This window comes from Psychroflexus torquis ATCC 700755, from assembly GCF_000153485.2.
Lineage (GTDB): Bacteria > Bacteroidota > Bacteroidia > Flavobacteriales > Flavobacteriaceae > Psychroflexus > Psychroflexus torquis.
Map to the genome: position 1 here is coordinate 1,628,593 of NC_018721.1, position 14,130 is coordinate 1,642,722.

Annotated in this window: 12 protein-coding genes; 7 read left to right on the plus strand and 5 right to left on the minus strand. The window is 36.9% G+C overall.

All coding sequences use genetic code 11. The features are described 5' to 3' along the window. Positions 1-66: 66 nt before the first annotated feature. From glmS to P700755_RS07085, 3 genes are read right to left on the minus strand one after another with little or no spacing between them, the layout of a single operon-like run. Complete coding sequence (gene glmS / locus P700755_RS07075; protein WP_015024025.1) at positions 67-1,914, minus strand: glutamine--fructose-6-phosphate transaminase (isomerizing); 1,848 nt, start codon at positions 1,912-1,914, stop codon at positions 67-69. Between the two features lie 10 nt (positions 1,915-1,924). After that, positions 1,925-3,508 (minus strand): BamH family beta-barrel-assembly machinery protein, encoded by a 1,584-nt coding sequence (gene bamH / locus P700755_RS07080; protein WP_157609266.1) that lies wholly within the window; start codon positions 3,506-3,508, stop codon positions 1,925-1,927. Then, positions 3,492-4,313, minus strand: a complete 822-nt coding sequence (locus P700755_RS07085; protein WP_015024027.1) for a glycogen/starch synthase — start codon at positions 4,311-4,313, stop codon at positions 3,492-3,494. Before P700755_RS07085 ends, bamH begins: the two co-directional genes overlap by 17 nt. 109 nt (positions 4,314-4,422) lie before the next feature. Here P700755_RS07085 and panC point away from each other — a divergent pair, with 109 nt between their 5' ends. The 7 genes from panC to P700755_RS07120 all read left to right on the plus strand — a co-directional run bounded on the left by panC (position 4,423) and on the right by P700755_RS07120 (position 13,194). Next, positions 4,423-5,265: a pantoate--beta-alanine ligase gene (gene panC / locus P700755_RS07090; protein WP_015024028.1), complete on the plus strand. Its 843-nt coding sequence runs from the start codon at positions 4,423-4,425 to the stop codon at positions 5,263-5,265. 7 nt (positions 5,266-5,272) lie between these two features. Further along, positions 5,273-5,620: an aspartate 1-decarboxylase gene (gene panD, locus P700755_RS07095; RefSeq protein WP_015024029.1), complete on the plus strand. Its 348-nt coding sequence runs from the start codon at positions 5,273-5,275 to the stop codon at positions 5,618-5,620. Positions 5,621-5,625: 5 nt separating this feature from the next. Then, complete coding sequence (locus P700755_RS07100) at positions 5,626-6,588, plus strand: lysylphosphatidylglycerol synthase transmembrane domain-containing protein (RefSeq protein ID WP_015024030.1); 963 nt, start codon at positions 5,626-5,628, stop codon at positions 6,586-6,588. 32 nt (positions 6,589-6,620) lie between these two features. After that, the gene (locus tag P700755_RS07105) at positions 6,621-7,766 is read left to right on the plus strand and encodes an alpha/beta hydrolase (protein WP_015024031.1); all 1,146 of its coding nucleotides are present in this window, start codon (positions 6,621-6,623) and stop codon (positions 7,764-7,766) included. Between the two features lie 4 nt (positions 7,767-7,770). Further along, positions 7,771-9,132 (plus strand): DNA repair protein RadA, encoded by a 1,362-nt coding sequence (gene radA / locus P700755_RS07110; RefSeq protein ID WP_041758207.1) that lies wholly within the window; start codon positions 7,771-7,773, stop codon positions 9,130-9,132. Between the two features lie 266 nt (positions 9,133-9,398). After that, a complete protein-coding gene (ileS, locus tag P700755_RS07115) occupies positions 9,399-12,806 on the plus strand; it encodes an isoleucine--tRNA ligase (RefSeq protein ID WP_015024034.1) in 3,408 nt (1,135 codons plus the stop codon). A gap of 1 nt (position 12,807) precedes the next feature. Then, complete coding sequence (locus P700755_RS07120) at positions 12,808-13,194, plus strand: TraR/DksA family transcriptional regulator (protein WP_015024035.1); 387 nt, start codon at positions 12,808-12,810, stop codon at positions 13,192-13,194. Between the two features lie 67 nt (positions 13,195-13,261). On the opposite strand, the gene P700755_RS07125 is transcribed toward P700755_RS07120, so the two are convergent. Together P700755_RS07125 and P700755_RS07130 are read right to left on the minus strand one after the other, a co-directional pair. Continuing rightward, positions 13,262-13,732 carry a CYTH domain-containing protein gene (locus P700755_RS07125; protein WP_015024036.1) on the minus strand — a complete coding sequence of 157 codons (471 nt, stop codon included), beginning with the start codon at positions 13,730-13,732 and terminating at the stop codon, positions 13,262-13,264. Next, the gene (locus P700755_RS07130) at positions 13,732-14,127 is read right to left on the minus strand and encodes an HIT family protein (RefSeq protein WP_015024037.1); all 396 of its coding nucleotides are present in this window, start codon (positions 14,125-14,127) and stop codon (positions 13,732-13,734) included. Before P700755_RS07130 ends, P700755_RS07125 begins: the two co-directional genes overlap by 1 nt. Positions 14,128-14,130 lie beyond the last annotated feature (3 nt).

Below are 14,130 nucleotides of genomic sequence, written 5' to 3' on the forward strand. Positions count from 1 at the left end.
GCAAATATATATTATTTAAATAAACCTTTTATGACTGAAACCTTTTTTATAAAAAATTGATCGATTCTATTCTACGGTTACAGATTTTGCAAGATTCCTAGGTTGATCGACGTTCTTACCAAGCATAACTGCAATATGATAAGAGAAAAGTTGTAAAGGAATTGTCGTTAGCAAAGGAGTAAGCGCTTCAAGAGTTTCGGGCACCTCTATAACGTGGTCTGCCATGTTCTTCACAGACGTATCCCCTTCAGTGACTACCGCTATAATTTTACCCTTACGAGATTTAATTTCTTGGATATTACTTACTACCTTTTCATAATGCCCTTTTTTAGTAGCAATAACTACTACAGGCATATGTTCATCTATAAGAGCAATCGGGCCATGTTTCATCTCGGCAGCTGGGTAACCTTCTGCATGGATATATGAAATTTCTTTAAGCTTAAGCGCCCCTTCAAGAGCAACAGGGAAGTTATAACCTCTACCGAGGTATAAGCAATTTTTTGCATTTTTATAAACAGCAGCAACTTCCATGATATGATCGTTGGACTGTAAAGCTTTCTCTATTTTTGAAGGTATTTGCTCCATTTCATTCAAATACATATGATAATCTGAATTGGAGATTGAGCCTTTAGCTTTTCCTAGTTTTAGTGCCATTAAACTCAAAATCGTAATTTGAGTGGTAAAGGCTTTTGTCGAAGCTACGCCTATTTCTGGACCAGCATGGGTATAAGCACCTGCATGGGTTTCTCTAGATATTGAAGATCCTACTACATTACAAACTCCAAAAACAAAAGCTCCATTTTCTTTAGCCAATTTGATGGCCGCCATCGTATCTGCGGTTTCACCACTCTGGGAAATTGCAATCACGACATCGTCTTTGTTAATAACAGGGTTACGATACCTGAATTCTGATGCATATTCAACTTCAAAAGGGATTCTAGCCAAGTCTTCAAAAATATATTCAGAGACCAAGCCAGCATGCCAAGAGGTCCCACAAGCCACGACTATAATTCGTTTAGCGTTTAAAAATTTTTCTAAATTATCGTCAACACCTGCCATTCTTATGATTCCACGATCTGCAAGCATTCTACCCCTGTAGGTATCTTTAATGGCGCTAGGTTGCTCATAAATTTCCTTCAGCATAAAATGCTCGTACCCCGCTTTCTCTATTTGACCGAGATTCAATTGAAGCTTTTGAACATAAGGATCTACTAAAGAATCATCCTTGATCTTTCTAACCTTCACCTTCTTTCCTAGTCTCACAACAGCCATTTCACCATCTTCAAGATATATGGCCTTTTTGGTATATTCAATAAATGGGGAAGCGTCGGAAGCTATATAATATTCGTCGTCACCTACTCCAATAGCTAAAGGGCTACCGAGTCTAGCTACCACAATCTCATTGGGTTTGGTTTTGTCAAAAGCAGCTATAGCATAAGCCCCTATGGTTTGGTTAAGAGCGATTTGTACTGCTTTACCAAGCTTTACTTCCTCATTGATCATGATATCTTCTATCAAATTGACCAACACTTCAGTATCTGTATCTGATGAAAATGTATAACCCCTATTTTGCAATTCTGTTTTTAAAGATTCATAATTTTCAATAATTCCATTATGAATAATCGCTACTTTACCAGAATTAGAAAAATGAGGATGCGAGTTCGCGTCATTAGGTTCTCCGTGAGTAGCCCAGCGGGTATGACCTATTCCAACGGTTCCTTTAAGCTCAATTTCAGAATCACATTTGAGTTGTAAATCGGCCACTTTACCCTTTGTTTTACAAATATTAAGGTCTTTACCATCATAAATAGCAATGCCAGCACTGTCATATCCTCTATATTCAAGGCGCTTTAAACCTTTTAATATGATAGGGTAAGCTTGCTCTTTTCCTATGTAACCTACAATTCCACACATAATATAGTATTTAGTTAGTTTCTGTATAAAGTATTTTCAACTTGAGTTTTTTTGCTTCTACAGCAGATTGATTACCATGAATAACAATACCTCTAGGAGTCTCTATCATGCTTCTTGGAACAAACTCAAAAGCCTCTGATTGAGAATTTCTAGTTTCGACAAGTTCAGTTTGATTCACGTTTGGAGAAACATAAAGGCCAAGTCTAACGTTAGTTGAATCGTTGTTAATAATATTATTGATATGAAATGTTAACCTTATTTTATAGAATGGATCCCCATTTTCATCAATATTTAAAGGACCTAGATGAACTTGTCTAGATATGTTAGGATTATCAGCACCTGTAGGGTCTCTTCTATAATCCTCAAGGACTGTCTCATCTTCTAAGTTTATTAAAAAGACTCTATTAATTCTATTTTTTGTAGATGGTGTTAGTTCTTCATTGATATAAAGATTTAAATTCGCCTCGTTAATCAACCAGTTGTTTTCTCTTAATTGATCTAACTCATCGGATACGCCATTACCATCTGTATCTGGCCCCGTAAAAAGCTCGATCACTGCAGAAGACCCTTCTCCTCCTTTCAAATAAATATTTTCTTCTCCTTCTTCTAGATTTTGATTAGACAAATCTACATTGAAATTGTTATCGTATAAATTCAACTTATTTCCACTAAAACTCAAAGCATACTGACTATAAAGGGTGTCAGTTGTAGTCGTTCCGTCCTCTTCCTCAACCTGAGTTTCATTGTTATAATAAATCGTGATATTTGCATCTGCATCTGCAAGATTGAACATTGACATGGAATATACTGGCTGTTGTTGCTCCGCCTCAATTAAAAAACCTCTTAAATAGTTTCTAAACACGTTATTACTAACTAAAAATTGAGAATTATCAGGGTTCAATATTTTTTCTTGAAAATACTCTGTTGGCATATTAATACGAATTCTAGGAGAAAGATTTAAAGTATCGACAGCATCTGCTTCTATTTGCTCAAAAAGAATAACGCTGCTTGTTAGATCTGATGGCTTTATTACATCTGAAGTGACCAATGGCGTATTTTCTATATTTGGACTGAATTCAGTCTCTTGATCTGAATAGTAGTTTTGATTCTCTTCAAACTCTCCATTTTCACCAGGATCTAAATCTCTAAGGAATTGATTGGACTCATAAATATTGATTTTGAAACTTCCCTCTCCGTAAATAGAATCCAATTCATAAATCCCAGATTCTACCTCTCTACTAAAAAAAGGAAGAGTAAACACAACTGAATCTATTGTAGGATTTTCTCCAAAATCAGGTCTTGTTTGTGATAAACTCACTTGTGTAAGAATTTTGGTTTCAAAAATACCAAAGACGGGGTCTACGTATCCTCCTAAAAAGTAATTATTAAATCCGTTGGTTTGTATCGAAGTATATTTTTCGCTGTAAGCAACTATATTTTCCAACTCGTAAGGTGGAGGTACTTCTAAACTATTAATAAAGTCTATGCCGACTTCTGAATATTCATTTTCACAGGATAATAACAAAACTAGGGCAAAAACTGAGGCTAAACTTCTTAAGGTAACTTTATACATAGAATTAATCTTCTTCTTCATTTAAAATATCTTTCAAGTAGTAGGTTTGATAGGCATTTGACATTTCTTCTCGTTTTATGTAAGGCAAAGTAGGAAGATCTAGCTTTTCGATATACGCCTTTAAATCTTCTGAAATTTCCTCGCTTCCAATCACCAAACCATCAGAGTTGTCTATCGCAACTTTTAGTATATTGCTGTAAGTTGGATTATCCAAATGAGCGATAGCATCATCTTCTATTCCATCAAACAAAACTTTCTTTTTCATATCTTCATCTAACGCGCCATCAAAGCTTTGATTGTATATGGACGTCACAATTTTAGATTCAGAAAACAAGGGCTCATTTCCATAATAATGCCTCAAATACATAGGAAGTAAAGAAGACATCCAACCATGAACGTGAATAATATCTGGAGACCAGTTCAATTTCTTTACGGTTTCTATAACTCCTTTTGCAAAGAAAATTGCTCGCTCATCATTATCTTCAAATAACTCACCATCTTCATCAGAAAACGTAGCTTTCCTCTTGAAGTAGTCTTCATTATCGATAAAATAAACTTGCATTCTTTCTTTTGGAATAGAAGCCACCTTTATAATTAGGGGCATATCTAAATCATTGATTACCAAATTCATTCCAGACAAACGGATGACCTCATGAAGCTGATGCCTCCTCTCATTGATATTACCAAACCTTGGCATAAAAATACGCGTTTGTCCACCAGCGGCGTTTATCAATTTTGGAGCTTCAAAAGCAGTTGAAGAAATATCGTTTTCTGGCAAGTAAGGCACAACCTCGGATGAAACGTATAAAATGCGTTTATCTTTCATAAAATATTTACATTACAGATTAATGTCAAAAAGTTGGCAAATTTACAAAAATTTATGTGGATTCCCGTTAAAATATTAATATTGCAAATCCAAAACAGATACATTACTTGTGGTTATAAAATCAAAAGAATCCCTTCATAAGACTTTGGAGATTCATAAGAATAAAGAAAAGACTATCGGGCTAGTACCAACAATGGGCGCTCTTCACGATGGGCACCTTGCCCTTATCGACTTTGCCTATAAGTTTTGCGATGTCGTCGTCGTTAGTATTTTTGTAAATCCAACGCAGTTTAATAACTCCTCAGATTTGGAAAAATACCCTAGACATGTAGAAAAAGATGCTGCTTTCTTAAAAAAACACAACTTTAAAACTCTAGTTTTCACTCCAAATGTAGAAGAGGTGTATGCAGATGGCCTTAAATCTGAATCCTATAACTTTGGCAGCATTGTGGACCATATGGAAGGCGAGTTTAGAGCTGGTCATTTTGATGGTGTTGGTAGTGTCTTAAAAAGATTATTCGCTATTGTTAGTCCAGACAAAGCCTTTTTTGGTGAAAAAGACTATCAACAGCTCATAGCAGTCAAAACACTGGTAAACATCACTGGGCAGAAAGTCGAGATTATAGGATGCCCAACAAATAGAAACGAATTTGGTCTTGCACAAAGTTCTCGAAACTTCAGGCTTAGCGACACTCAGCTTAAAGAGGGTGAATTGATTTTTGAAGCTTTATCTCAAGCCAAAAGTATGTTTGATGATTATAGTATTCTAGACATTGAAAGAGAAGTCAATAAGAAGTTTCAACAAAGCACACTGAAGCTGGAGTACTTTTCGATTGTAAAAACGAAAGACCTTATCCCAACAACAACCAAAGAACCAAAAGAAGCCTACAGAGGATTTATAGCCGCATTCCTTGGCGATGTAAGACTTATAGATAATATGGCTCTTAACTAATTTTAATATGCAAATACACCTTATTAAATCTAAAATACACCGAGTGACCGTCACTGGTGCAAACCTCAATTATATTGGGAGTATCACTATAGATGAAAATCTTATGGATGCTGCTAACCTAGTAGAAGGAGAAAAAATACAAGTTGTTAATAATTCTAATGGCGAACGACTTGAAACCTATGCAATACCTGGTGAAAGAGGAAGTGGTGAAATCACTTTAAATGGTGCTGCTGCTAGAAAAGTATCGCCTGGAGATATTCTTATCTTGATGGCTTATGCAATAATGACTCCGGAAGAAGCGAAAACATTTCAACCAAAGTTAGTCTTCCCTAATGAGAAGAATCTATTGAAATAATCTTTATGAAAAAAGCCATAAAAAAATGGGTAAGAACACTTGGCCCAATGGTATTAGGCCTATTTCTTATATGGTTTTCCTTATCCAAATTTTCCTCGGAAGAACTCGGTCAATTGTGGTTTAATATTCGAAATGTAGATATCACATGGGTTGCTTTGTCCTTCGTTATGGGTATTGCCTCTCATTTGTCTAGGGCATATCGCTGGAGGTTTCTACTGGAACCTGTTCAAATCTTTCCAAAGTTTTACAATTGTTTCCTATCCTTAATGCTAGGGTATTTGGCGAATTTAGGCATCCCCAGATCTGGCGAAGTTTTAAGAGGCGCTACTTTAGCTTCTTATGAAGACGTGAAGTTCGAAAAAACATTTGGGACAATCATTACCGAAAGGCTCGTGGACCTTATCATGCTGCTTTCTATTGTAGGAATAGCCTCCCTCTCACAAAGTGATAAAATTTTTGGTTTTTTCAAAGACCAAAATATAAATCCTTTTTTTGGAGGAATTATTATTGTCTCTATGATTTTAATGCTTGTCATCGGCTTTAGAATTATAAAAAATAGCGGAAATACCTTAATCCAAAAAGTCAAAAGTTTCATTGAAGAACTCTTTAAAGGAATGAAGAGTGTGTTTTCAATGAAGAAAAAAAAGCAGTTTTTACTGCATACGTTTTTTATCTGGGGACTCTATTTAGGTATGTTTTACGTCTTGAAATTTGCATTCCCAGATACACAGGATTTAGGATTACAGGCCACTTTGGTCGCCTTTATCTTTGGAGCCTTTGCAATGTCTATTACCAATGGCGGTATAGGCTTGTATCCTATCGCCATTGGTATAGCGTTCAATACTTTTGGTGTCTCCAACGCCACAGGAGAAGCCTTTGGATGGGTGATGTGGGGAACACAAACTGCGCTAGTGATTGTCTTGGGAGGGCTTTCCTTCATAATTTTACCCCTATTAAATAGACGATAATTTTAGTACATTTGTGATTTAAACCAAGACCTATGAGGTTAATTTCAATTCTATTAATTTGCTTTTTATTACAACCCTCTAAAGTTGTTTCGCAAACTGAATACATAGATGTAAATTCATCTATTTTGAAGGAGTCCCGACAAATCAAACTTCAATTACCCAGAAATTATAACGCAAGTGAAAAAGAGTATCCTATTCTTATTGTCTTGGATGGTGATTATTTATTTGAACCCTTTGCAGGCAATGTTGACTATTTGAGTTATTGGGGGATCATTCCAGAAGCCATTGTTGTAGGAATAAATCAAGTTGGACACCGTCGTAAAGATGGACTTCTAGACGAAGTTGAAGAGTTGCCCACATCCACAGGAGCAGATTTCTATGAGTTTATTAGTTTAGAAGTTTTAAAGTATCTAGACGATAACTATAGAACTACTCCATTTGCTATTATTGCAGGCATGGACTATATGGCCAACTTTTCAAACTTTTTCCTTCTAAAACAAAACCCTCTTTTCAGCGGCTATATAAATTTCAGTCCAGACTTCACCCCATTATTACCAGAACGGCTTAAAGGAAAATTAGATAAAATTGACACTAAGATTTGGTACTACCTAGCCACTTCAGAAAACGATATCCCTGAATTAAAAAACAAAATCAAAACCGTGGATTCCTACTTAGCGATTTGTAACAATCCTAACGTCAATTATCGCTTTGAAATTTTTAAAAATAAAGATCATTTTAGCTTTGTAGCAGATGCGATTCCAAAAGCCCTAAACTCTATTTTCGAAGCCTATGGACCAATCTCTGACTTAGAATATCAATCTAAATTGCTCACATCTTCATCTCCTACAAATTACTTAGAAGACAGATATTTTACAATCCAAGAACTATATGCTTTAGAAATCCCAATAAGAATTGTTGATTTTCTTAAAACAGCTGATGCTATAGAGGAAAAAGAACTGTGGGATGATTACCAAAACTTGAGTAGACTAGCCAAAAGGGAAGTTTCTGATACTGTTTTATACCACTACTTTCAAGGGCGTTATTTTGAAAAATCTGGCCAGCCAAAAAGAGCTATCAGAGAGTATCAAGGGGCTTATGGCCTAGAAAGTGCTGGATACCTCGACAGTGATGTTCTGCTAGGAAAAGCAGATGCACTCATACAAACATTTGGATATTAGTTTTATGGCAAAAACCAAAACCACCTATTTATGTCAAAACTGCGGGGCTCAATATGCCAGATGGCAAGGACAGTGTAATGCCTGTAAAGAGTGGAATACGCTAGTAGAAGAAGTCATAGAAAAGAAACCTGAGAAAACCTGGAAACCCTTCACCTCCAGTACCCCAAAAAAGATTTCGAAACCACAACGTATCAATGATATCAAGATTGGAAAAGAAATAAGAATTCCGACTTCCAATCAAGAATTCAATAGGGTTTTAGGAGGGGGAATAGTCCCCGGCAGCATCACTTTACTAGGAGGTGAACCCGGTGTTGGTAAAAGTACATTATTACTCCAGCTATCCTTGAGCTTCAAACAAAAAGTCCTCTATGTTTCGGGAGAAGAAAGTCAACAGCAGATTAAAATGCGTGCAGAACGAATCAATAAACAGGAGTCCAACTGTTTTATTCTTTCTGAGACCAAAACCCAACATATTTTCTCACAAATAGAAGCTTTAGAGCCAGAAATTTTAATCATAGATTCTATACAAACCCTACATACAGATTACGCGGAAAGCTCGCCAGGGACTGTATCTCAAATAAGAGAATGTACCGCCGAACTTATAAAGTACGCCAAAGAGACCAATGTCCCCGTCATTTTGATAGGACATATCAACAAGGAAGGGAGTATTGCAGGGCCCAAAGTTTTAGAACATATGGTAGACACTGTCCTTCAATTTGAGGGAGACAAAAACTACGCCTACAGAATTCTAAGAGCTCACAAAAATCGGTTTGGCTCCACCCATGAATTGGGTATATATGAAATGCAAGCAGGGGGATTGGTAGAAGTTTCCAACCCCTCAGACTTGCTTATTTCAAAAACTGAAACTCACCTAAGTGGAACCGCCATTGCCGCGACTCTAGAAGGGATGAGGCCTATGATGATTGAAATCCAAGCACTAGTTAGCTCTGCTGTTTACGGCACTCCTCAACGCTCGGCAACAGGGTACAACCTCAAACGGCTCAACATGATTTTAGCAGTTTTAGAGAAGAGAGCAGGATTTCGACTAGGAGCCAAAGATGTGTTTTTGAATATCACAGGAGGTATTAGTATAGACGACCCCGCCATAGACTTGGCAGTCGTCGCTGCCATTTTATCTTCCAATGAAGATATTTCTATTTCAAAAGATATTTGCTTTGCAGCCGAAGTCGGATTAGCTGGGGAGATAAGGCCGGTAACTCGCGTGGAACAGCGCGTTATAGAAGCAGAAAAACTTGGCTTCGCCTCCATATTAATCGCTAAACAGAGCAAGCTTCCTAAAACCGATTATAAAATTAATATCCTTCGTGTCGCTAAAATTGAAGACGTCGTCGATGTTTTATTTTAAAGATTTTTTATGGATGCTTTTTTCTTCGGAATTTAAGGCAGCTGGTTTAAAAGCCTATGTACCTCCCTCAACTTTTTTTAGGTTTTAATCTTGCGTCTGGAGATCACAAACTAAATTTGCATCAATTTAAAGTATCTAAATTCATGGTTTTTAGCTTTATCCTCGCCACAAAAATTTAATATAAAGTTCATTTTAGATTTTCCAATTACAGCAGTGTCATTTAGATAAAATCCTTATTTTTGCGACCTATTTGAAATCGAGCAAAAATGAGCAACAAATTTCCTGAGTATAAAGGACTTGACCTTCCAAGAATCGCAGATGATATCATCACTTTTTGGGATGAAAATGCTATTTTTAAGAAAAGTGTAGACGAGCGAGAAGGCGCGGAGCCCTTTATTTTCTTTGAGGGCCCACCATCTGCTAACGGGATGCCTGGAATACATCACGTGATGGCTCGAAGCATTAAAGACATTTTTTGCAGATATAAAACTCAAAAGGGATTTCAAGTTAAACGTAAAGCAGGGTGGGATACCCATGGTTTACCTGTAGAACTTAAAGTTGAAAAAGAACTTGGAATTTCAAAAGAAGATATTGGAACCAAAATTTCGGTAGAAGATTACAACAAAGCCTGTAAGGAAGCTGTAATGCGATACACCGATGTATGGAATGACTTAACCAAGAAGATAGGCTATTGGGTAGATATGGAAAATCCATACGTTACCTACAAGTCAAAATACATGGAAACCGTATGGTGGTTATTATCCGAGATTTATAAAAAAGGTTTAGTTTACAAAGGTTACACTATACAGCCTTACTCGCCTAAAGCAGGAACTGGACTAAGTTCTCATGAACTTAATCAGCCAGGAACCTATCAAGATGTTACCGATACAACGGTGACCGCTCAGTTCAAAGCTATTAAATCTACATTGCCAAAAGACTTACACGATATAGAAGGGGAGATTTATTTCTTAGCTTGGACCACAACACCTTGGACACTGCCAAGTAATACTGCACTTACCGTAGGAAAAAAGATTGATTATGTCGTGGTGAAATCTTACAATCAATACACGTTCGAACCTACCAATATTATAGCTGCCAAAGATCTTATCTCTTCGCTCTTCAAAAAGAAGTTTTTGAAAGTCGACTCAGAAGAAGAACTTAAAAGTTATAAAGAAGGCGATAAAAAAATCCCTTATTTTATTTCCAAAGCTGTTAAAGGAAAAGATCTAGTAGAATCTAGATATGAGCAATTAATGAAGTTTGCTCAACCCTATTACACCCCAGAAAACGCATTTAGAGTTATCGTGGGTGACTTTGTTACGACACAAGATGGGACAGGAATAGTTCATACCGCTCCTACTTTTGGTGCAGATGATGCCATGGTTTGTAAACAAGCTCAACCAGAAGTTCCGGGGATGCTGGTGAAAGATGAGAATGATAACCTGGTTCCTCTTGTCGATTTGAAAGGAAGATTCCGACCAGAAGTTGGTCATCTAAGTGGCAAATATGTCAAAAACGAATACTACGAGGATGGAGAAGCTCCCGAAAAATCTGTAGATGTTGAAATAGCCATTCAGATGAAGGAGGAAAATAAAGCCTTTTTAGTAGAAAAATATGTTCACTCTTATCCAAATTGTTGGAGAACTGATAAGCCTATCCTTTATTATCCTCTAGATTCTTGGTTTATTAAAGTAACTGACTTTAAAGATAGAATGCACGACCTCAACAAAACAATCAACTGGAAACCGGTTTCTACTGGCGAAGGTCGTTTTGGGAACTGGCTTGCAAATGCTAACGATTGGAACCTATCTCGCTCAAGATACTGGGGAATCCCTCTCCCGATTTGGAGAACTGAAGAAGGCAAAGAAGAAATCATCATTGGGTCTATAAAAGAGCTTAAAGAAGAAATTCAAAAAGCTATAGACGCAGGTGTCATGGAGTTTGATCCTTTTGCAGAATTCGATATCAACGACCTCAGTGATGAAAATTATGAAACTGTAGACCTACATAAAAACATCGTTGATCAAATCACCTTGGTATCTCCTTCTGGACACCCTATGAAGAGAGAGGCAGACCTGATAGATGTGTGGTTCGATTCTGGATCTATGCCTTATGCACAATGGCATTATCCTTTTGAAAATAAAGAAAAGGTCGAAAACACCTGGCGATCTGCAGACTTTATTGCTGAAGGTGTAGACCAAACCCGAGGTTGGTTTTATACCTTACATGCCATTGCTACTATGATTTTTGATGATGTAGCCTATAAAAATGTAGTCTCCAACGGACTGGTTTTAGATAAAAAAGGACAAAAAATGTCCAAGCGTTTAGGGAATGCTGCCGATCCTTTTGAAACTTTAAAAACCTATGGCCCAGATGCTACTCGCTGGTATATGATTACCAATGCTAACCCATGGGATAATTTGAAGTTTGATTTAGATGGAATTGGAGAAGTTCAACGTAAATTTTTCGGAACGCTTTACAACACCTATTCCTTTTTCTCTATGTATGCCAATTTGGATCATTTTGAGTACAAAGAAGAGGATATTGAATTGTCTAAGCGGCCTGAAATTGACCGTTGGATACTTTCAGAATTAAACACGCTTATACAAACCGTTGATGAGTTCTTTGCGAGTTACGAACCTACAAAGGCCACACGAGCAATTTCAGAATTTGTTCAAGAAAATATGAGTAACTGGTATGTGAGATTGAGTCGAAGACGCTTCTGGAAAGGAGAATATGAAAGCGATAAAATTTCAGCCTACCAAACCTTGTTCACCTGTTTAAAGACGATTGCACAGCTTTCTGCTCCAGTAGCCCCTTTCTTTTCAGACAGACTCTATAAAGATTTAACATCAAGTACACATGGGGATCACAAAGAGAGTGTACATTTAGATAAATTTCCAAAACAAGATCTTGTATATATTGACAAAGAATTAGAACACAAGATGCAGATGGCACAGAGCATCTCATCGCTTGCTTTATCCTTGCGAAAGAAAGAAATGATTAAAGTAAGGCAGCCTTTAAAAAGGATAATGATTCCAGTTTTGGACTCTAATATTAAAGAACAAATCGCTGAAGTGGCTGAGCTTATTAAATCTGAAATTAATGTGAAAACAATAGAGTTTATAGATGATACCTCCGGCATTCTCGTGAAAGACGTTAAGCCTAACTTTAAAGTATTAGGCCCTCGATTTGGCAAGGAAATGAGGCATGTAGCACAAGCTATCCAAAAGATGGATGCTAAGGATATCTCACACATTGAAAGCCAAAAAGTGATTGAGCTACAGGTAAATGGAGAAGCTACTATGATCAGCCTCGAAGAAGTTGAAATCCTTTCTCAAGACATTGAAGGATGGTTGGTTGCTAGTGGAAATGGATTGACAGTGGCACTTGATGTCACTCTTAACGAAGAACTTATAAATGAAGGAATTGCAAGAGAGCTGGTCAACAGAATTCAAAACTTAAGGAAAGATTCTGGCCTTGAAGTGACCGATAGAATCGCTATCAAACTTCAAGATGGAAAATTTCTTTCTAAAGCTGTTCACGATAACTTAGACTATATAAAAACAGAAACCCTAACCAATACTATAAATCTAACAGAGAAAGTTGAAAACGGAATACCGATAGAATTTGATGATGTGGTTACCGTTTTAGCTATTGAAAAACAAACATAAAATGACAGAACAAAGAAGACAAAAGGAATATTATTCCGATAACGACCTAGCAGAATTCAAAAAACTGATTCTAGACAAAATTGAAAAAGCTCAAAAGCAACTTCAGTTATACGAAGATGCTTACAAGAACGGAAGCAACAACGACACAGAAGATACCGCTCCAACCTTTAAATCGTTTGACGACGGGAGTAACACCTTAAGTAAAGAGGCCAATTCTCAATTGGCTATTCGCCAAGGTAAATTTATCCGTGATTTGAAAAATGCTCTAATCCGTATTGAAAATAAGACATATGGAATCTGCCGTGTGACTGGCAAATTGATTCGTAAAGAACGTTTGATATTAGTCCCGCATGCCACCTTGAGCATGGAGGCTAAAAACAAACAATAATAAGTTTAGAAGTCACGGTCCTAACCTATCAAGACTGGACATAAAAACCTCCCTTTTAGGAAGTTTTTTATGTCCACTGTTTGTAGGGAGTTTTAGAAAGCATTGAATTGAAATACTTGACCTCGCCTGTAACCTCTTTGGCTAACCAATCAGGCGTCTCAAAAGTTTCATCCTCAGTAGAGAGTTCAATTTCAGCGATGGTTAATCCTTGGTTTTCTCCATAAAATTCGTCGACTTCAAAAATGTGTTTTCCCACATTAACATAATAGCGCCTCTTTTCAATTTGACCAGGCTCGCATAATTTAAGTAGGGCTTTAGCCTCTTCATAAGGAACTTCAGTTTCCCACTCAAATCTAGATAATCCGGAAGCTGAGCTTAGCCCCTTGACCGTCAAAAATCCTTTTTTATCAGTAATACGAACCCTAACTGTTCTGGACTTTTCAGAATTGAGAAAGCCCTGTGCAATTTTTGAGCTTTTAAAAGCTTCTCGCTTATAAACATCGGAATGGACTAGAAATTTACGTTCAATCTCTTGCATTAAATAGTTATTTTTTCTCTAATCGATTTGGCTAACTCTTGAAACTCATCTTCTGTTAAAGACACTTTCTTTTCAAAACGCATATCATCCATCGTTTGTAAAGGAATAAGGTGAACATGGACGTGTGGGACTTCAAGACCAACTACAGCCATACCAATTCGTTTACAATTGACGACAGACTCAAGACCATGAGCTACTGTCTTGGAGAAGGCCATTAGACTTAAATAGCTCTTATCGTCTAGATCAAAAATCTTATTAACTTCCTTCTTCGGAACGCAAAGTGTATGGCCTTTAGCATTAGGATTGATATCCAGAAAAGCGATAAAGTCATCGTCTTCTGCTACTTTATAAGACGGTATATCTCCTGAAATAATTTTAGAAAATAATGTTGGCATAGG

Coding starts and splice junctions, on each gene's coding strand:
- ileS (WP_015024034.1), top strand. CDS start 9,399: ATGAGCAACAAATTTCCTGAGTATAAAGGACTTGACCTTCCAAGAATC.
- P700755_RS07105 (WP_015024031.1), top strand. CDS start 6,621: ATGAGGTTAATTTCAATTCTATTAATTTGCTTTTTATTACAACCCTCT.
- P700755_RS07130 (WP_015024037.1), bottom strand. CDS start 14,127: ATGCCAACATTATTTTCTAAAATTATTTCAGGAGATATACCGTCTTAT.
- P700755_RS07100 (WP_015024030.1), top strand. CDS start 5,626: ATGAAAAAAGCCATAAAAAAATGGGTAAGAACACTTGGCCCAATGGTA.
- P700755_RS07125 (WP_015024036.1), bottom strand. CDS start 13,732: ATGCAAGAGATTGAACGTAAATTTCTAGTCCATTCCGATGTTTATAAG.
- bamH (WP_157609266.1), bottom strand. CDS start 3,508: ATGAAGAAGAAGATTAATTCTATGTATAAAGTTACCTTAAGAAGTTTA.
- glmS (WP_015024025.1), bottom strand. CDS start 1,914: ATGTGTGGAATTGTAGGTTACATAGGAAAAGAGCAAGCTTACCCTATC.
- panD (WP_015024029.1), top strand. CDS start 5,273: ATGCAAATACACCTTATTAAATCTAAAATACACCGAGTGACCGTCACT.
- radA (WP_041758207.1), top strand. CDS start 7,771: ATGGCAAAAACCAAAACCACCTATTTATGTCAAAACTGCGGGGCTCAA.
- P700755_RS07120 (WP_015024035.1), top strand. CDS start 12,808: ATGACAGAACAAAGAAGACAAAAGGAATATTATTCCGATAACGACCTA.
- P700755_RS07085 (WP_015024027.1), bottom strand. CDS start 4,313: ATGAAAGATAAACGCATTTTATACGTTTCATCCGAGGTTGTGCCTTAC.